The 18,630-nt window shown below is 60.7% G+C and carries 21 protein-coding genes; 14 read left to right on the forward strand and 7 right to left on the reverse strand.

What is annotated here, in order from left to right; genetic code table 11:
• Positions 1–112 precede the first annotated feature (112 nt).
• Positions 113–1,054: a hypothetical protein gene (locus FK529_RS18885; RefSeq protein WP_068626802.1), complete on the forward strand. Its 942-nt coding sequence runs from the start codon at positions 113–115 to the stop codon at positions 1,052–1,054.
• Positions 1,055–1,078: 24 nt separating this feature from the next.
• Here FK529_RS18885 and FK529_RS18890 read toward each other — a convergent pair whose 3' ends face one another.
• The 4 genes from FK529_RS18890 to FK529_RS18905 all read right to left on the reverse strand — a co-directional run bounded on the left by FK529_RS18890 (position 1,079) and on the right by FK529_RS18905 (position 4,766).
• On the reverse strand, positions 1,079–1,324 hold the full coding sequence (locus FK529_RS18890) for a hypothetical protein (protein ID WP_146564105.1): 246 nt from the start codon (positions 1,322–1,324) through the stop codon (positions 1,079–1,081).
• Positions 1,325–1,401: 77 nt separating this feature from the next.
• The gene (locus tag FK529_RS18895) at positions 1,402–3,369 is read right to left on the reverse strand and encodes an HD domain-containing protein (protein ID WP_146564106.1); all 1,968 of its coding nucleotides are present in this window, start codon (positions 3,367–3,369) and stop codon (positions 1,402–1,404) included.
• A 246-nt stretch (positions 3,370–3,615) separates the two neighbouring features.
• The gene (locus FK529_RS18900) at positions 3,616–4,455 is read right to left on the reverse strand and encodes a hypothetical protein (protein ID WP_141660865.1); all 840 of its coding nucleotides are present in this window, start codon (positions 4,453–4,455) and stop codon (positions 3,616–3,618) included.
• An 80-nt stretch (positions 4,456–4,535) separates the two neighbouring features.
• Positions 4,536–4,766, reverse strand: coding sequence for a DUF2188 domain-containing protein (locus FK529_RS18905; protein WP_068626320.1), 231 nt, complete (start codon positions 4,764–4,766; stop codon positions 4,536–4,538).
• 169 nt (positions 4,767–4,935) lie between these two features.
• Between FK529_RS18905 and FK529_RS18910 the strand changes: the two genes are divergently transcribed.
• The 4 genes from FK529_RS18910 (at position 4,936) to FK529_RS18925 (ending at position 7,549) form a co-directional block, all read left to right on the forward strand.
• Positions 4,936–5,466 carry a GNAT family N-acetyltransferase gene (locus tag FK529_RS18910; RefSeq protein ID WP_068626322.1) on the forward strand — a complete coding sequence of 177 codons (531 nt, stop codon included), beginning with the start codon at positions 4,936–4,938 and terminating at the stop codon, positions 5,464–5,466.
• A gap of 79 nt (positions 5,467–5,545) precedes the next feature.
• Positions 5,546–6,658: a C2 domain-containing protein gene (locus tag FK529_RS18915; protein ID WP_231703177.1), complete on the forward strand. Its 1,113-nt coding sequence runs from the start codon at positions 5,546–5,548 to the stop codon at positions 6,656–6,658.
• Positions 6,659–6,871: 213 nt separating this feature from the next.
• Positions 6,872–7,132: a helix-turn-helix domain-containing protein gene (locus FK529_RS18920; RefSeq protein ID WP_068626327.1), complete on the forward strand. Its 261-nt coding sequence runs from the start codon at positions 6,872–6,874 to the stop codon at positions 7,130–7,132.
• Between the two features lie 150 nt (positions 7,133–7,282).
• Positions 7,283–7,549 (forward strand): helix-turn-helix domain-containing protein, encoded by a 267-nt coding sequence (locus FK529_RS18925; RefSeq protein ID WP_082809223.1) that lies wholly within the window; start codon positions 7,283–7,285, stop codon positions 7,547–7,549.
• Positions 7,550–8,717: 1,168 nt separating this feature from the next.
• Here the strand turns inward: FK529_RS18925 and FK529_RS18930 are convergent.
• Positions 8,718–9,212, reverse strand: coding sequence for a hypothetical protein (locus tag FK529_RS18930; RefSeq protein WP_141660866.1), 495 nt, complete (start codon positions 9,210–9,212; stop codon positions 8,718–8,720).
• Between the two features lie 75 nt (positions 9,213–9,287).
• A complete protein-coding gene (locus FK529_RS18935; RefSeq protein WP_146564108.1) occupies positions 9,288–9,977 on the reverse strand; it encodes a hypothetical protein in 690 nt (229 codons plus the stop codon).
• Positions 9,978–10,306: 329 nt separating this feature from the next.
• Here FK529_RS18935 and FK529_RS18940 point away from each other — a divergent pair, with 329 nt between their 5' ends.
• The 3 genes from FK529_RS18940 to FK529_RS18950 all read left to right on the forward strand — a co-directional run bounded on the left by FK529_RS18940 (position 10,307) and on the right by FK529_RS18950 (position 13,354).
• Entirely contained in the window at positions 10,307–10,861 is a 555-nt protein-coding gene (locus FK529_RS18940) for a hypothetical protein (protein WP_141660868.1), read from the forward strand.
• A 51-nt stretch (positions 10,862–10,912) separates the two neighbouring features.
• Positions 10,913–11,974 (forward strand): restriction endonuclease, encoded by a 1,062-nt coding sequence (locus FK529_RS18945; RefSeq protein ID WP_068626333.1) that lies wholly within the window; start codon positions 10,913–10,915, stop codon positions 11,972–11,974.
• A gap of 69 nt (positions 11,975–12,043) precedes the next feature.
• Positions 12,044–13,354 carry a hypothetical protein gene (locus FK529_RS18950; protein ID WP_146564109.1) on the forward strand — a complete coding sequence of 437 codons (1,311 nt, stop codon included), beginning with the start codon at positions 12,044–12,046 and terminating at the stop codon, positions 13,352–13,354.
• Here the strand turns inward: FK529_RS18950 and FK529_RS18955 are convergent.
• Positions 13,300–13,701, reverse strand: coding sequence for a hypothetical protein (locus FK529_RS18955; RefSeq protein WP_141660869.1), 402 nt, complete (start codon positions 13,699–13,701; stop codon positions 13,300–13,302). The two genes, FK529_RS18950 and FK529_RS18955, sit on opposite strands and share 55 nt — an antisense overlap.
• Positions 13,702–13,878: 177 nt before the next feature.
• Here FK529_RS18955 and FK529_RS18960 point away from each other — a divergent pair, with 177 nt between their 5' ends.
• The 6 genes from FK529_RS18960 (at position 13,879) to FK529_RS18980 (ending at position 18,543) form a co-directional block, all read left to right on the forward strand.
• Positions 13,879–14,151, forward strand: coding sequence for a hypothetical protein (locus FK529_RS18960; protein ID WP_068626336.1), 273 nt, complete (start codon positions 13,879–13,881; stop codon positions 14,149–14,151).
• Positions 14,152–14,304: 153 nt separating this feature from the next.
• Positions 14,305–14,997, forward strand: a complete 693-nt coding sequence (locus FK529_RS18965; RefSeq protein ID WP_068626338.1) for a trypsin-like serine protease — start codon at positions 14,305–14,307, stop codon at positions 14,995–14,997.
• A gap of 41 nt (positions 14,998–15,038) precedes the next feature.
• Positions 15,039–15,881, forward strand: a complete 843-nt coding sequence (locus tag FK529_RS18970; RefSeq protein ID WP_141660870.1) for a hypothetical protein — start codon at positions 15,039–15,041, stop codon at positions 15,879–15,881.
• 51 nt (positions 15,882–15,932) lie between these two features.
• A complete protein-coding gene (locus tag FK529_RS20110) occupies positions 15,933–16,082 on the forward strand; it encodes a hypothetical protein (RefSeq protein WP_158635159.1) in 150 nt (49 codons plus the stop codon).
• A 69-nt stretch (positions 16,083–16,151) separates the two neighbouring features.
• Complete coding sequence (locus FK529_RS18975; RefSeq protein WP_255304247.1) at positions 16,152–17,783, forward strand: N-6 DNA methylase; 1,632 nt, start codon at positions 16,152–16,154, stop codon at positions 17,781–17,783.
• On the forward strand, positions 17,776–18,543 hold the full coding sequence (locus FK529_RS18980) for a hypothetical protein (protein WP_146564110.1): 768 nt from the start codon (positions 17,776–17,778) through the stop codon (positions 18,541–18,543). Before FK529_RS18975 ends, FK529_RS18980 begins: the two co-directional genes overlap by 8 nt.
• Positions 18,544–18,630: the final 87 nt, after the last annotated feature.

Genomic DNA, 18,630 nt, shown 5'->3' on the forward strand with positions numbered 1-18,630 from the left:
TGGGACTGAACCGGAGGGAAAGTTGGAGTCGAATCGGACACGAGCAGGTGGCCAAACACCACTTCAGCCGACGGAGAACGGTGGCGCAGGGCGTAACCGGTTCGCCGACACCGTGCTCGACCAGTTGCTCTACCTCCGCAAGGGGGCCGGCGTCACGCCGAAGCGGGTCGGCGGGCTCGACGAACTGGTGGGGTTGCTTCGTAGTCCCGACGAACGAGGACGGCCCGTCGATGAATGGTTCCCCGTACTGGTCGATCGCTTGACTTCAGCGATCGAGTCGCTGAGCCTGCTCGACGGCCAACCGTCCGGAGATGCGCAGCTGCTGCTCGATGTATTCGGCCTGAGCCCGGAGGGAGGGGCGGAAACAGCACTTGGCCCCCGCCGGGATGTGGCGGGGGCCAAGCTGGGGATACGACGTGACGCTGTGGCCGATCGAGAGGCGAAGGCACTACTGCGCCTGCGTTCGCAACTCCTGACCGGGTGGTACCCCCTGTCACCAGTGCCGCTGCCAACGGCCGTGTCGCACGGCGGAGCCGTTCTGATCGCGGTCAAGAACCGGGTGGTACTCCAGGATGGGCACTTGGTGGAGAACGTCCACGAGCTCCAGCTACTGACCACGTACCACCAAGCCGAGTACTTCGCGATCACCAGCACCGCCACCGAGCAGGTTTCGGTCCTCGGCGGTGGCTGGCGGCTCGACGAGCAGGCGGTCGCTCGTGGCCGGCGCCTGCGGTTCTACGCCCCCTCCCCGATGGAGCGAGGGCAGGTGTACACCCTGGCCTACCGCGTCGCTCCGACCACGTCGGCCGATGATCCCGAGCCGCTGGTCGGCAACTGGCAGGCGTTCCACGAACCCACCCGCGTGGCAATCTTCGAGGCGGAGTTCCGTGGTGTACGGCCGAAGTGGGTGTGGTGGTTCTCAGGGCTGTCGCACTTGGAGGTGCCGGGAGAGCCGTACCGGCAGACGTTGCTGACTCCAGACGAGCACGGGCGCGTGGGGGTGCGGTTCACGGATTTGGGCGGCGGGCTGTACGCGGGGTTGGCGTGGGAGTAGATCTACTTGCCCTGCTCCGGACTTCTAGGTAATGAGGACGGTGTCGCTCTCTTCGTCGTATTGGACAATTCCGTACCGGCCGAGCGCTGCGACCGCAGCGTATGCCATCTGGTATTTCGACACTCCGCGTACCTCTAGAGCGACATTCGCCAGTTCCGACACAGTCTTCGCTGTCCCTGGTGAAATTAGAAGTTCTTCAATTATTGCGTCGCTGGTGGCCATGTGGGCATTTCTTCCAGGCCTCCTCGGGCGTCCGTCAAACTCATCCATATCACCTCCCTTCATTTCGCTGGAGTCGTTAGCATTCTCTGTGTTCCATTGTATCATTACCTGTCCTAACCTAGAAATTACGGGACCAGTAAGTGAAGTAGTGAGTCGTAGACGTACCTTGGAAAGTGGCGAGTAAACCAAGTCTGAACTCGCTCCGATTCCACTAGATCCAGTGCACGGTCGAGATTCGGGTGAACGAAGTAGCAATTGAAATGGGCGCGCTCGGCCTCTCGTTCTTCGAGCCGGATGAGCGAAGAGTCACCGATGTCTGCAACCGCCCTGCGCTCGTTGTTTGCAAAAACAGAGGTCGTCCAGCGGTCAAATCCGTCAGATTTGAGGGGTTCGAAATCATCGTAGGTGAAGACCCAGAATCCATACTCCATGCCCTCGCGATCGTTCATGAACGAACCGAAGAATCCAGCCTCTTCGATCTCTCGAGTTAGTACAGCGTTGGGAGTCTCCGCCCCCTCGCGAAGTAGAATCCGGGTGACAGTGTTCATGAAGTTGACAGCTTCCTTCGCCTTCGGAGGTCCGTCGCCGGAGTCATGTGCTGGCATGGCGGATTCCAGTTTTCGGACGAGCGAGCGACGGAAACGCACCGATTCGGTGTCGATTCCGTTTCGCTGCTCCTGTACGTCAGCCCAGTGCTCATATTCTTCGATTGCACGCCGCACACCAGTCAATAGTCGCGGTAGCAAGCTTTGGCAATGTTGCCGATATGCCCACTGAGTACGCCACAGGGGCATCCAGTTCTCACCTTGAAAGAGAACGATGTCAGCCAATGCTAAGAATCGAACCCTTATGATCTCGTACTCGGCGATTTCATCTGCGTCACCGAGAGGGACACTCGCAACAGCAATTCGCTCATGCGAGTAGCGGCGCCTGCCGGATCTAATCCACTCGACTATAGTGCTGTCCGAGACGGTGGCCATCTCCCGGGAGACGTCCCTCGTACTTCTGCTCGCTGATGCGAAATAGTTCAATTTTGGGACATGGGCCATTGAGCTCGGGCCGCGGGAATCGAGTCGCAGTAAGTAGTCTGCGCATATACCGAGATACTTATTCATGGCGACAACGCGACTGTTAAACACCACCCACCGGTAGTACTGAAATCTAGCGACTAGCATCGCCTCGACTGCAGATATTGCGCGTAAACCAAAACCGATTGCCCAGTGTGCCTGTGACTCATCTGAGTTGCCGTAGGGATCGACCCTTCCTCGCAATAGGTGTAGCTCGAGGGAATGAACCAAGCGACTAAGGTCATAAAGCCCAAACTCGGTACCTGAATAGTGAGCATCCCGCAGCAGGTAGTCCATTCGATCGACGTCGATGTCTCCTGATATTAGGTCGTGGAGGCTATGCGACCATGATCCGAGGCCGTCAGCAGGGCTGAGGATCGTATGTACCAATTCCCATTTGATCTGCTCGTGCGAGCGTAGGTCCTCACGTATCCGCTCCGAGATGAGGATGCCTGCTGTTTCGTGTGGCGGAGACTTCCTTGACATACGATCTATAACCTCGTCGCGATACGGTCTCGGGAGATCGGCGAGAATCGTATCTAAATGACTCGCATAGAACCCTTCAAGTGCATGCGAGAAGGGCGGATGGCCGATGTCGTGAATTAGTGCGGCGACAGCGATGGAGTTCTCGACAAGTTCGAAAAACTCTTGCTGGGTATCTGCGGTGTCCAGGTGAATTCCTAATATCTTGACCCCGTTGGAATCAAACGTCGAAAGAACATCCTGCTGGAACATCCGGCGCACTAGAGGGGTGGTGTTTTTCCAGGCGTATCGCCACCCGAGTGCGGCGATATGAGCTGCACCAATTGAATGCCCAAATCGATGACCGGTCATGGAGGGGAATGACGCGAGCGACATAGACGTTTGCGAGACGGACTTTAATCGCTGCATGAAAGGATGGCTAATCACAGGCGCAACGGCGTACGGGAGCTCGACGTAGTCGTGAACTGGATCTCGAATTGTCACGACCCGCTGGATCGAAGAGTCCCACAGTTCATCATCTCCGATATCGGTGAGATCGACCACTTGTACCCTCTTCCGGCTCGGCGCGTCGGGTTGCTCCAGTTCACGATTCTGTCATGCGCACACGGCTGTTCTTCAGAGAAGCCGGTCGTGTCGCAGCCAAATCTACGACCAGCTTGCTGCGCGGGAGCGTACGAGCAGGCAATGCCTGCGACCCAAAGTAGTAAACAGAAGCAAATAAGAGCGGGTGGCTTCACTCGGACGCTGCGTCGTAGCACCGTCCCAGGGGTAGCGACTGGCGACGAGTGGTCAGATCGCTGTCCCCGCGAACCTCAAGCTTGTGGTCGGCGTGTATCGAGTACGCGACCACGTCGATGCTTGGTTGCTCTGGCGCAGCGATGAGCTATGCCGCAGTATGTGATCGCCGGCGACGATCACGAGGCTGTCGATGCTGTGGGGCAATTCCAGCTCTCGCGACGGCGTCGAGTGGATGTCCGGGAAGTCGCGATCGAGTGACTGCCAGATGTCGAGTCCTCGGCCGAGGGTGCCGCATGTAAGTGCCGCTACGCGGTGAACACGGGCCTCCCACAGACTCGCGACGACGTTCGTGGCCTGCGGGCTTGCCAGCCAGTCTTGGACGTTGTCGACGATGACGCGGTTCATGTCGCACGGGCGACTGTGGCCGATACCCCACCCGAGGAAATAGATCCCCGGCGGTGCTTCGGTGGCCGCAATCGGATCGCACTGCCCACCTCCGAGCATGGTGCGAATCGGATACCACAGATGCGGTACCTCGCGGGGATGAGCAACATCGCGTGCTTCGACTTCGAGCAGGTAGGGAGCGAGCCGTTCAGCGAGATGCTTGAGCCGAGGTCGTCTGAATTGACCGGGAATCTCGGGAGAATCCCCGGCGCTGATCATGACGGTCCATACGGATTTCATTCCGGGGATGACGACGTGTGGCTGCTGTCCGATCTCGCGCCGGTATCCATCCTCGAAGGACTTGATCTTTCCGTCGGTGATCTCTTTGATCTCGACAACGTGCCGGCTTGACCAGTAGTCAGGTACTGCGCCGCTCCTGACCCTTGTACACACACGCTGGAGACCGTCATCGCTCAGCGCCTGCGCAACCCGTGCTACCGCGTGCATCTCCGTGCGTGATGCAGCGCATGCGTCATGCGTGCACGGCTCTGGTGGCCGAAACGATGACGGCCTGTCCATGGCTGGCGCTATCCGCGCGGCGGGTGCTGGTCACGTGACCGCGGGTACGTGTTCTTCGCGCCGATCGTGCCGTCCATGTTCTTGATGACATGCTCGACGCCACGGTTGATGGCTGCCTCGCGGCCAGCAGCGACCGCCTCCGCCTTCGTGTTGAACGTGGCAGAGGCGCGTTGGTTGCCCTCGACCTTGTTCTTCCAGCTGTCACCCTCGTGATACGTATCGATGTCACCCTTGGCCATCGTGATCGCTCCTTCGTTCGCCGGAGTTTCCGACTCGCTCTTCAGGCTACAAGTCAGCGCCGACAGGTTTGAGCTTGGAAATAGTAGGGAGCCAAAGCAATTGCCTCCCGATATAGACTATAAGTCCTATCCCGCGCCACGACGCCGTAAGGCCACCCCAGGGGGTCCCGTGCCCGTAGTCCTGTCTGCCCTAGCCGACGCCCATGTGCCCGCCGTGGTGGCCGCCTGCGCCGACTGGCGGGAACTGGCGGCGTTTGGGCCACCGTATTGGCGGCCGCGTAGCGAGGCGGAACTCCGGCGCAAGGTGGCGGCGACCGCGGGGCCGGCGCCAGCGACGGAGTACACGTTCGTGCTGGAGGACGACGGGCGGCTCGTGGGGGAGTGCTCGCTTCACGCCATCGACTGGCGAAACCGCGTGGCGCAGGTCGGGGTATGCGTGTGGGCGCCGGTGGATCGTCGCTCAGGCTTTGGCCGGTACGGCGTCGAGCAGATGGTGGTGTGGGGATTCGGTGAACTCGGGCTGCTGCGGCTGGAGGCGTGGATCCTGGCGGGCAACACCGGCTCAGCGGCTCTGTTCAAGCGGCTGGGGTTCGAGCACGAGGGCACGCTCCGGGCGCGGTACCAGCATGCCGGTACTCGCCGCGACATCGAAGTCTATGCCCTGCTCGCCGATTCAGTTGACGGAACTTCGACTGTGTAGCAACAGTTTTGCTCTGGGCAGACGGCCGCCGGTTTGTTATACTTATGCCTAAGTAATGGCACGTCGCACTCACCCATCCGTGAACGCTGAACTCCGCAAGACCAAGGCGGCGCTTTTGGCCGTCTCGTCGGCATTCGCCGGCGTCCTCCTGATCACCTTCGCGGGATGGTTCGACGGCCTGGAGCTCGGTCCGTGGAACTGGCTGCACGTCATCCCCTTCGGTGAGTTCGGCGGCATTCTCTTTGGTGCCGGCGTCATCGGGGCGTACTTCGAGTACGGCATGCGCAAGGAGCAAGCCGCCGTGGTCGTTGAGCAGGTGGACAAGGGGATCGACCGGAGCATCCCGAAGATCCGCGATGCGGTCGTGGAAGCGTTCGCCATCCACCCTGAGGATCTTCGCCGCGTCGCCACGCCGGAGCTGCTCGATGACCTGGCGGCCAACGCCATGAGCCTGCGTCTCGGCGACGAGCAGTTCGCTCGAGAGATCTACGCCGACATCCGCGACCAGGCGGTCAAAGCAGCGGAACGCTGGCACGACGTCGAAGTTCGCATCAGGCTCTCTAAGGCCTTAGAGAGGAGTGCCGGAGGCACTCCTCTGTTCGACGTCACCGTGGAATGGGAGTACACCACGGTGCCCAGCGGCACAGTGCGCCGGTTCGCCTGCACCTCCGATCGCGCGGAGTACAACGAGCTGCTGCTCGATGTTCCGGCGACGTCGCCGTGGCTGATGACCAACCGTCCAGGGATGGATGCCTCGAGCAAGGAGAGCTACGAACTCCTCGAGCTGACGGTGGATGGTATCCCGCAGGTGATTCGACGGACGGTGCGCAAGAACGGACAGACCTACTCGGTGGCGTTGGCCGATACTGCGAGATCCGGCCAACCCGTGCGCATCCGCCAAGTGTTCCGCACGATCACGCCGCAGTGGGGGCACCGACTGTTCTTTGAGCTTCCGCAGCCGGGACGGAACATGTCCCTGACGATGGACTACACCGATACCGACATCGTGGATATGCGCGTCAGCGACACCGTCGGTTCAGCCCGCGCGCCGCAGGTCACTCGTACTCCGCGGGGAGTGGCCGGTAAGACGATCACCGTCGAGTCGCGAGGGTGGCTCATGCCGCACAGCGGCTTCGCGTTCACGTGGGCGCTGAGAGCAGAACTGCCCCGCGACGATCGCGAGGCAGCCTGATCTGATTCTTCTGTGACGTGGGGCCTACTCGCCGCCACCCACGAACTCACCGCCTCCGCGCATGTCACCCACCCCCTTTCCCGGTTTCTGCAGGTCAATGGCCGCGCCCGGTGCCCGTGGCACCCGGTGCGGTCGCTAGAACAGTACCAGGATTCAAAGTCTAGGGATTCATAGTCTCTGGATTCACAGGGTTGTGACAGGTGGGGTTAGTGGGTGCCCCCGCCGTCCAAGTCGACCGTTACGCCCGCCACGCGGGAATTCGGGCGACGGGTGGCCGCCAGGCGGACGGAACTGGCGCTCAGCCAGGAGAAGGCAGCCGAACGGATCGGCGTGCACTGGACGTACTTGGGGCAGGTAGAGCGTGGCAGGCGAAACGTCACGTTACATAACATCCTGAAGATTGCCGAGGGGTTGGAGATCACCCCGGGGGAGCTGATCGACGGGTTGCCGGCGCCGGTGGTCGAGGGGGAGTAGCCGGCCAGGCGGACGAGCCGCTGGTTCGCCCTACTGCCTCCCTGTCGTCCCGGCCGATTCCGCGAACGATGCTGGTGGAGCGATCGCCGAACACTACCCGACTCATCGTCTCTGGATTCTTAGTCTTGCGACCGATGAGCTTGTACGGCCATGTCAAAGCCATCTCCAGAGCCACTGTCGGACGTCGCCCGAGAGTTCGGGCGACGGGTGCAGCAGCGCCGGAAGGAGCTGGGGTTGACGCAGGAGGTTGCCGCCGAGCGCATGGGGCTGCACTGGACGTACCTGGGGCAGGTCGAGCGGGGCCGGCGGAATGTGAGCCTGCACAACATTGTGCGGATCGCGGAGGGGTTGGAGGTGGATGCGGGAGCAATGCTGCGGAATCTAGGCGAATTGGAAGACATCTCTTCGAATAGGTAAAATCCCCCGCCCAGCGGACGGGGGACCTACGTGTCACAGAATGTGTCGGATGCGATCGATACACGATTCGAACTTCCTGAGATCTTCAGAACTAGGCTCGTCAGATCGCCAATCTTCGGCGATCGTCTCCAAGAGGCCGACGAGATCCCCTTCGGGGTGGCATTCTGAGTTCTCCAACGAACGAGACATCGCAGCTTCTCCTCTGCGAAATCCACCGCTCAGATCTTCTGGCACGTGGCCTGCCGGTTTGCGGCAGGCCAGCGCAATCCGTCAAATCTGGATTGTTTGAGCCCGCCGCAAACTCTCAGTCAAATATAACATACTATGACTAATTAGTCAAGCGTATTGCATGCATCTTGCTTTGCGCTTGACATGCAATCACCTCTTCTTCTTTCGAGCCTCCAGCCGTTCGTACCAAAGTCGTCCTTCGTGACCTCCGCGATCTCGTATTGCGTCGCGCAAAAGCGCTGTTTGTTCGTTGAGTGAGTTACGCGCTGCGGACATTCGATCTCTCTCAGATCTTAGGGAGTCCCTTGCTGAGCGCATTTTAGTGACGGCCGACTGGAATGCGTCCACCTTACTCTGGGCTACGGCGCGGCTGCTTCCGACCGCATTGTTTCGGACTTCGATCGACCTGGTGCGGGCCTCGACAACCTTCTTGATTTGACCGTCAAGCGTACCAATCCTGGTACGCACAGACTCGATCTGAGCATGAGCCGCATCTGCAGCTCTGAAACTAGCGTAGTGTTGTTGCCGCGCGATTTCAAAGACGATCTTTGTTCGCGAATTCTGAACAAGTGCTTGTGTCTTTGACCGCTCGGTCTCGACCTTCGAGACCGCGATCCGTAGCGCTCGCGAATCAGCTAGAGCCTCATCGGTGACAGTTTGGGCGTAGAGGGGTGTTACTGCGATATTCGTATTCATCGCGGGAGCTGACCTGGTCGTGACGCCGTGGCCAACAGTCGTCTTCCGTCGATGCGACGGTGGAAGTCGCTTTGGGGTGGACGATGGTGCCGACATCAAGTAGTGCGCTAGAAATATGCACAATATTGCGATCAAGACCACCGACTGTACGGTGAGTCCGATTGATAGCAATAACAGCGCTGCCTCTACGCTACCAAGAGCGAAGAGCGTCCAACTTGTTGCCGATGATCGATTCATTCTGTTTCTACAGATCCAGCATTCGGATGGCGCGAGCGGTCGATTCGATTGAGATGGCATCACTGAGGTGAATGATACGATCATTTGCCAACGCTACGAACTCTAGGCTCCTGCCGAGGAGAAGGTCAAGCATTTCTGTAAGTACTCTTATTTCTTCAACCGACCGACTGGGATCTATAATTCGCGTACTTAGTCCCGACATTGCGAGATCAATCTGCGAAAGCCGAATCGACTCCTGTGCAGATTGCCTCTCGAGCTCGTCAAAATGGTTGACCAATTGCTTCGCCCTCTGCACCAGCAATTCGTCGGCCATCTGGTGACGTCGCTCAAGGCGTTCTGCCTGCATTCGAATCGCCTTGATTTCCACCGAGCATGCAGAAATACGTGTGATTAGCGATCCTGCTGAACGGAGAATTGGGGTAACCGCCTTGGTTGCTTCGAGCACTGGTGTTCCGTAAGAAATGATTCCATCATGGAACGATACAAGTTCTTGGGTTGACATCTGGCGGATCCTCGTCTGTCATGAGTTGTTGGGGCGTGAAAGCTGCTTGAGGTCTTCAGCTTGCTGAGTGATCGACTACCTAGATCTCCAATACTGAACTCCAGGTTCAAGTGATATCGTCACACCATTTTTGCGGATTGCGAGCTGGCTAGACGAAACTTCGTAAACATGGTCGCGGTTGCGCGCAGTGAATCCGTAGGCAGTGGACTCTACATTGCGGATCGTGATGCCGGGATCGGATGGCGTATCGCGCGCCCCAGCGTAATATAGGCTGCCGATGGAGGTGCGGCAGATTGCCACCTTCGATCCGGGGCGTCCCTGTGCCGTGGTTCTCAGTAGGAGGATAACGCTATCCGATGTATTGCATCGCGCCCGGCTACCGATAAAGCCGAGCCTGTCGGTTCCTGGTATCGATTGATCGTATGTATTTACACTCGCTTTCTCGGTGTTATTCGGGTTGTTGTTCTGTATGGCTGACTGGATTCTGCTTGAGAGGTTCTGTACGCCGTTGCTGTGGCTCGCGAGTCCCCAGAAGAATACGACCTGGAATAGAAGAATCGCAGAAATCTGGACACGGGTGAGGCGCTCGCGCCATTCGGGCGGGGCGGTAAGGATGAACAGTGCAATCAGGATCCACGTGACCGCCGATCCAACTATGAGTGTTGGCGATGCGTTAGTGAAGCCAAATAACCATACCTGCCAAGTCGCGGCGGCGAACGTCAGAATGAGGGTGAGAACTCCTCGATGGCTTCTCGCGGCGGTCAAGCGGTGCATCCCTAGCGTCGTCGGGGTTCTGGACAGTCTTGAGCGTTGTGGTTCGATCGGCAAAGAACATTACTTATGAGATCGCAGTGCATATAGTGGCACAGACGTTGTGGTAGTGCCGTTGAACGGCGCAACGAAGGTCGCCGGAACGAACTGTCATGAGAAGCGGAACTGATCGGCCTCTGGTGTGATGGCAGGTGTGGAGACAACGCATGGGCAGAAGGACGTCCCTTATTGATGCAGGTGGCTGAACACCGAGCAGATAGCCGGGGCGAGGGGCTGCTGCCGATCACCCTGTCTTGTCGGCGCCAGCCGCTAGGCTCGCGAGCATGGCAGCAGACGACGTCTCTGAGTACTCGCGCGAGCTGGTCACCGAGGAGCACCTGCGGCGTCTGGCGGCGATCGCTCGCGAGGAGCTCGATGGCTTCTTCGACCGCAACCCGCACCTGGCCGACTACCGGGATGCGTACTTGCTGTCGGCCCTCACGCAGGGTGCCGCGCTGCACTACGCGTCGGGTGGCAAACATCGGGTGAAGGATCTCGACGTGCACTCGTTCTTCGCCAAGATCGACCCGGGCAGGCATCAGCTGCGACGTGCACGACAGGTGCGAGACTTCGGGCGGTCTGTGCATGGCGTGCATCCGCTGGACGTGCCGGAGGGGTACCGAGGCCGGCATGTTGACCTCTACGTGCCGTTGGTCAAGGGCGCGACGGCCGGGGATGACCCGGTGACGGCGGTGCGCGGGTACCTGCGAGGTGCCACGACGACCACCGCGTGGCACCTGAGCCAGAAAGCGGTGGTGGTGATCGACCCACCCGAGCTGCTGGGTGAGGTGATCTGGCACAACCGGTCGGCAGAGCTGGATCCGGGGTGGGATGAGTGACGCGAGATGGGGTTCGCCAGTCCAGAGGTGCCTCTGACCTAAGATTCGGACATGACCGGATCTACCGAGAAGTTGCCACTGTCACCGATGCTGGTGCAGTACCTCGTGGGACTGTGTGCGTTGAGGTGGGACGCTGAGGCGGTTGACGTGTCTGTCACTCTGGGCGGGATGGTCCAAGACGTGGCATCAGAGACGACTCGCGACGTGGACGTCACGGTCACAGCTTCGGACCCAGATGGCGGTGTCCACGCTTTCAAAGGATACGAAGTCAAGCACTGGAAGAACAAGCTTGATGTTGCCGATGTTGAGGCATTAGTAGCCAAGTTTAACGATATGCCGTCAGTGACACACCGTGCGATCGTCACCACTTCGGGATACACGGAACCGGCGATCCGGAAGGCCGCACATCACGGGGTTGATCTGTATGTGATCGCAGACTGGGTCAAACCGCTGGAGGAGCAGTTCCCTGAGCTGGCTCCGATGGGCGGAAAGCCCGAGGAGGCGATTCGTGGCATGCACTTCTTTCTGAATTGGAAGGACTGGTCGGTGTGGCTCGGTATGGAGGGGAACGTTCCCAACTTTACGATCGACGCGAACGCGCCCATATTTGACGAGACGGGGCGGCCGCTTGATTTCGCGCCGACGTACTCGGCGCTGGTTAAGAAGGCGCTGATGCGCTCAGTCGACCTGCTGGTCAACCTGGATCCGATCGTGGCACCAATGAATGCCGCGATAGAAACACACTCACCACCGTCAACGATTCCTGACTTGGGAGAGCGGCCACACTCGCACACGTTGGATGCCGGAACCCTGGGAGCGCATATCGTCGTGGATGGGAAGCCGTACAAAATCGATACGATCACCCTTTCGGGAAGTCTCGTGTGGGACCGACAGGAGATGAAATACTGTGTCATGGAACGCGTACCCGACGGCGACGCGTTCGCGGGCGCAGTGATCAGCATTGGGCAGCGCGAGGGGCAGATGACTGCTCTCCTATTTTCTCCGAAGGATCGAAATATCGAGCATCGTCCCATTCAGCTTCTGCCGGATCAGTTGAATAGCATCCGGAACCTCGAAATTGCTGCGGCCGGCGGCCCGGCTGGTCCAAAGTAAGAATAAGGATTGAGGATTCTCGCGGATTGTCGTATAACTAAAGATAGTGAACAAGCATAAACAATATAGATGGATCCGCGCGACGTAGTCCACGAGATTCGCGAGCGGGTGACCTCGGGAGTGGAGCGAGCCCGAGAGATTGTTCGGGACGTCGCGGCCACGGTGCGCGAGCGGTTGCCAGGCGCCACCGAGCGTGAAGTTGCGCAGACGTCGGGCGACTTCTTCGTTCACGCCACCGAGCATGACGTCGCCGAAGCCGGGGGAGATGCCGCCCTCTCGCCAGCGGTACGTGAGCAGGTCGTCGAGGCGGATGTACTGCCTGCCGAGCTGGCGGGGCTCGAGGAGCAACGTCTGGGTGTGCCGCTTGAGGACAACGCGATCAGGCAGTTGGAGGCGCGTGGTCACGGCGAGTTGGTGACCGCCGGTGTGGAAGCGCTGGCGGCGGAAGATCCCGAGGCGGCGGCCGACGTAGCGACGCTGGCGGATGAAGCTGCTGCCCTCACCACCCTGGACAAGACCGACCGCGAGCATGAGGACGAGACGGCGCCGGGCGAGCTGCTCCGCCGGACGACGGAGTACGAGCGCCAGTTCAGGCACCAACTGGCCGGCATGTTCGGCGAGCTGCTGGCCGGTGGGTTGACCGATGCCGAGCAGCAGTTCATCGCCAACAACGCCGAGCTGCAGCACATGATCGAAGCAGCACGTGCGTCGTTCGCCGGCGAGCCAGTAGCCGCGGTGGAGTACGTAGGAAGCCCAGAGGTGATGCGGCAGTGCGCCCTCCTGGTGGAAGCGGCGCACCGGGTGGACGGTGAGTACCAAGCTCGGATGGCCGCCGTCGGGGAACGCCTCGGTGTCGCCTACTCGCCAGGAGGGGTCAAGAGCATCGGACGGATGGCCGAGAAGACGGAGCGCGAGAACGGCGGCGACGTGAGTAGGATCAAGGATGTCGTGCGTGGCCGGCTGATCATCCCGGGTGACCTGCGCGATGATGGCCAATACATCGCAGCAGTGCGGGACGCGGGATTCAGCATCATGCGTGATCGGACGACCGGCGAGGAGCTGATCAAGCGCAACTACATCGCCGAGAATGGGACTCCGCTTCCGGTCCGCGGCCAGCCGAAGTATCTGGACACGAAGATCACGATCAAGCTAACCGACAAGGCGTCCGGCAATGAGGTATCAGCCGAGATGGTCATCGCGACACCTGAGATGGCGGCCGCCACAGTAGCGGAGCATCCACTGTACGAGATTAGGCGATCATTGAACGGAACCAGCGCTGCCGAGATCAGGCTCAAGAAAAAGTTACGTGCGGTTAGCGCAAACTTCTATCGCTCGGTGTCAGATCGAGTGGCTGAGTCGGTTGAGAAGGGCGGCGTGTAGTCCATGACGATATGTGCCAGTCGCTCCGCTTTGGCATGAGAGATGACGTAGCCGTCGAGTCCACTACTCCCGGCAGGAGCATCTTTGCCGTCAAGCATGTTGTAGGTCATCAGATTTCCGTTGCCGGTGCAGATGATCTTGTATGGCACGTCGAAGTCACTGCCCGCTTCGCTGTACAGCACACCGGGACGCGTCAGGTCATCGCCGAAGAGCTCGAGCGCAACGTCGACGGCTGCCTTCCCGAAATATTGCTCGGCGTTGCCGTAGTCAATCGGCTGCGGTGTGTCGCCTGCTGATTCTGGGTGCTGTTCGTTCTCTATTGGATGCGGCGCCATTTCGGTCCTCATAGCTGAATCCTCTGCACTCATCGGTGAGTGCGTTACTAAAGTGGGTTACTAAACTATAGTAGCAAGAATTTGACATTTGCGTAAGTGGGGCGGATTGGCGAAATGGTGGTGCCCTGATCGCTCTGCCCTATCCGCCCGAGTTGGGAACCGAACGCGGAGCTGGTGCGTCCAATAGGTATGGGGGACAACAAGCAGGTACGTCAGGAGCACTGGCGCCAGGCGCTCGAGGTGCTGGTGCTGTCGACCGAGGGGGTGCCGACGTTTCGGTGTCTGCGGCAGGACCTGGAGCCGCTACCGCTCAACCACCAGGTGATGGAGCTCGTCAAGCTGGTGGAGGCGATGGCCGACCTGGCCACGATCGTGATGATCCGACGGTGGGCGGAGACGGGACTGCCGATCGGACCGCAGTTGGTGCAGCTTGGCCGCCTGATCCACGGGCACGGACCGTAGCAACGAAGACGGCAACGTCGCAGCTCAGGCGGCGATTTGGTCTAGCCCAAGAAAACTGTCGGTGCCGTGCGCTAGCGTCCTCCGCAAGTTCAGACAGCAGCTTGGGGAGGAACCAGCATGAAGCGACTATTTGCAGGGGCGGCAGCGGCGATCGTGGCGGCGACGGGTGTACTGGCGGCGAACGTCGGTACTGCGAACGCGACGTCGGCTGATTGGGCCTGGCCGGGCCAGAAGTTCGTGGTGGCCATCGGGGGCAACAGCACGAAGTCATGCTCGGTGGGGTACCCGGGCACCGACAACGCCGGCAACCGGTACTTCATCACGGCCGGGCACTGCTTCCGGACGAGCAGCGGGAGCCACTACGAGCGCCGTGACGGGACGACGCTCGATGTGTACGACCCGGCCAACCCAGGGGTGTCGATCGGGTGGGAGCGGGTGTACACCATCCCCAGCGGCGGTTACTACGTTGACATCTCAGTGGTGCAGATGCGCTCGGGCAAGAAGCTCACGGGCTACGGCTGGAAGCAGATCCCCGCGGTCGCCTCGACGAGCCGGGTCGGCGACACTGCCTGCGCCGTTGGCCAGAACCACGAGCGGTCGACGTGCGGCAAGGTCACCGAAGTGGGCGCAGAGATTCAGGTGAAGGGCTACGACTGGAAGAAGGTGGTGAACACGGCGACCTACTGCACATACCCTGGTGATTCCGGGGGAGCGGTGTACAACGACTCCGGAGTGCTCGGGATCGTGTCGTCGGCTCCGACGGACACGTGTCACGACTCCTACGTCCCGATTTCGATCGCGCTGAAGGCCATCCGGAACTCGATCCCTTCGTTCCGGTTGTACTGATCATGGCGTACTGGTGGGCCAGCCAAGGCAAGAACTACCCAGTGGCGATCGAGCAGGGCACGTTGTGGACGTGCCCGTGGTTCACCGGGCGGATTCCGCCTGACCGCAGCGCGATCAAGGAGCTTGAGCGCGGCGACATCGTGTTCCATCACGAGCACAAGATGATTCGTGCGGTCAGCGTGGTCATTGAGCCGTGGCGCGCTGCTTCTCGCCCCGTCGGCTACCCGACCAAGCGCGACGAGGACCACGACAACGGCTGGTTGGTACGGGTGCAGCCGTTGACGACGTCCGTCCAGATTCCGCTCGAGGTGTACCAGCGGATCGTCAGGAACGGTGAGCATGGACCACTGACCGTCAACGGCACGGCGGCGCAGAAGTACCTCTCGCCGCTGACCGACGACGAAGGCACTGCCCTGCTGGCGCTGGCCGACTTGAGCGACCTGGTGACCGGCGGCGCCGGCGATGCGGCTCGGGCCGGTGGCGGTGCTACTGACCGGGCATCGGCCGGGAGGGTGCGCGTTGAGCAAGCAGCCCTTCGTGCTCACCTACTGGGTGCCGCCGGTTCGGCTGCCTGCGGGTTGTGCGGCCGCGTCCTCCCGGCGGAACTGCTCGTCGCCGGGCACATCAAGCCGCGGGCGCTGTGCTCGGAGGAGGAGCGGTGGGATTTCGATGCCGCAGCGATGTTGTTCTGCCTGTTGGGGTGCGACGTGTTATTCGAGAAGCGGTACGTCACGGTTGACGGAGATGGACAGATCACCGAAGGGCGGCCGACCGGCCATGCGACCGTACTCGGCGCGGTCGCGCAGCTGACAGGCCAACCGTGCAGCGGGTTCACCGCGGAACGGGCGCCGGCATTCTCCGCTCACGCGGAGCTGGCAGAGTAGCCGACGGCGTGGCTACACCGGTGCGTGCACGGTCAGCCGTACGGTCGGGGGATGGATCCCCTGCCCGATTCGCCAGGCGACGAGTACGCCGAGGACCTGCTTGCTGCAGGTGACGGCGTACGCCTGCCCGACTGGTTCGAGGAGCACATGACGCGTGAGCGCGAGTGGTGGCGGTTGGTGCGAAGGATCGAGGGGGAGTAGTCCGGTATCGTTCGCGCCGGGTACTTGGCAGCTGCGGCATCGTCGACCCGCACAAACTGGAGATGGATAGTGACCCCGAACCCTGACACCCCGACACTGCGGAAGGCGCGAGGGGCCTTCTATACCCCTTCGGGCGTGACGAGGCACCTGGCTGACTGGGCTATTCAGAGTGTCACAGACTCGGTTCTCGAGCCGTCTGCAGGGGAGGCTGCGTTCCTCGTCGCTGCGGTTGAGCGTCTCCACGCCCTTGGCGCAGCTGAGCCTGTTGTTCATGGGGTCGAGCTTCATCAGGCGTCGGCTAAGGCAGCGCGCGAGGTCGTGGCTGAGGCTGGTGGCACCGCCAGGATCCGCGTCAGCGACTTCTTCCTGACCCAACCCTCCGGCACGTACGCGGCGGTGATCGGCAACCCGCCCTTCATCCGCTATCAAGACTTCGCCGGCGAGGCACGCGATCGCGCACGATTCGCGGCGCAGGCGCAGGGTGTCGCGCTCACAGGGCTTGCTTCGTCCTGGGCTGCTTTCGTCGTACACGCAGCGGCGCACCTTCGGCCTGGAGGTCGGTTAGGTATGGTGCTCCCGGCCGAGCTCCTCTCCACAAACTATGCCGCACCGGTTCGGCAATTCCTCTTGGAGCGCTTTAGCTCGGTCGAACTAGTGACATTCGAGACGCAGATTTTCCCTGATGCTGAGGCCGACACTGTGCTTGTGAAGGCATCTGGATGGTTGGGTGAACCGGCGGGGGTAGCGACGCTCCGGCAGACCCGTGATGCAACGACTCTCGATTCCCTGCACATGGGAACAACCTGGTCAACGACCGATCCGACAGCGCGGTGGAGGCCGCTGCTCGTACAGGATGAGACTGTATCGGCCATCAGCAAGGTCATCCCGACGGGCATTTTCGCCCCGCTCGAGGACCTTGGCGATACGACGCTTGGTATGGTGACGGGAGCAAACAAGTTCTTCACCCTCTCGCCGGAGCGAGTACGCGAACTCGGCATACCGCGGCGTGACCTGCTTCGGGTTTCTCCGCCGGGATCGTCTCACCTTAGAGGTCTCGCCCTTACAGATTCAGCGATGACGCAGCTCGGTAAGGAGGGCAAGGCGACGTGGCTTCTGTACCCGAGCAGGCGCCCCGCACCTGAGACGCTCGCATACATCGACAGCGGCCACACGACCGGCGTCGATACGGCGTACAAGTGCAAAGTGCGAGATCCATGGTGGCGAGTGCCAGTGCTCCGTGCTGCGGACCTACTGCTCACGTACATGAACGCGGACGCGCCGCGCCTTGTAACAAACCAGGCGAACGTCCGGCACCTAAACAGTGTGCATGGCGTACACCTCAAGCCGGCGATCCGTGACCTTGCACGGGATGTGCTCCCGGTCGCCAGCCTCAATTCTCTGACCCTGCTTAGCGGTGAGCTCGTCGGACGGAGCTACGGCGGGGGTGTCCTGAAGCTCGAACCACGAGAGGCTGATCGGTGGTGGATGCCGAGTGCAGCAACGATGGTGAGTCATCGTGAATCCCTCATCAAGGTGAAGCCCAGAGTTCGGCGGCTCCTCCGGGCCAAGGATCTGCTGGCTGCCGCAGCTGTGGTCGACGAGATTGTGCTGGGTGACCTGAGTGACGCGCAGCTCCGTGCCGTGCGCGAGGATCACGCTGCTTTCCTGCAGCGGCGAGTGACGAGGGGCAAGAGTGGCTGAGCCGAGCATGAAACAGAAGGCATGGCCACTGTTCGATCGCATCGTCGCAGACGCGGCAGCGACTCCACTGTTCACGAATGGGCCTTGGGACGGTGACGAATACGTTCCAGACATTGAGACGCTTCAGGCGCTGCTTGGTGTCCCGCTGTATCTGAACGCGAATAGCCAGAGCGGTGTGCCCGCACTCGCCCTCGATGTTTGGGTGGCGTATGAGCTTCGTCGTGCCGGATTTGCTACCGATGCGGTTTGGCCGCGTGCGGAGCACCCGCGGGTCGTGCCGGCTCCGATCGCCAACTTCCTTGTCGGCGCCACTACTAAGGATCTCCGAACCAAGATCGGGAGCCAATTGGCACGTCAGACGCCACTGCCAGGTGTTGTTGCGACCGACGCGAAAGTGCTTGGGAGACACTACATCAAGCAAGTTGATGTAGTCATGAGTGCATGGGAGACGGGGCCCGAAATCCTGATCTCCACGAAACGCATGGACTCCTCATTTGGCAAGAACGCTGCCAATCGAATTGAGGAGGCGTACGGCGACGCGAAGAATCTGCGCTCGCGCCATCCACTCGCGGCACATGGGTTCGTCTACGGGCTACGGTCCACGATCCTCGACTCAGAGCCGGACAAGGCGCGTTGGCTTATCGACCTTCTCGGAAAGCTTGCGCAAGAAGACGACGCGTATGACGCTGTCTGTCTTCTGATGCTCGACTATGACGGGGCTGGCTATGACAGCTTGAAGAGGCCCCGGCTCGACGGCTAGACCTGGCCCCGTTTGCGACTCGCCGGTGGTGTTGCGACGGTTTGATCTGGCCCCACCTGATGGTTGCTCGTGAACATCGTTTCCGAG

This window comes from Tsukamurella asaccharolytica, from assembly GCF_007858435.1.
Lineage (GTDB): Bacteria > Actinomycetota > Actinomycetes > Mycobacteriales > Mycobacteriaceae > Tsukamurella > Tsukamurella asaccharolytica.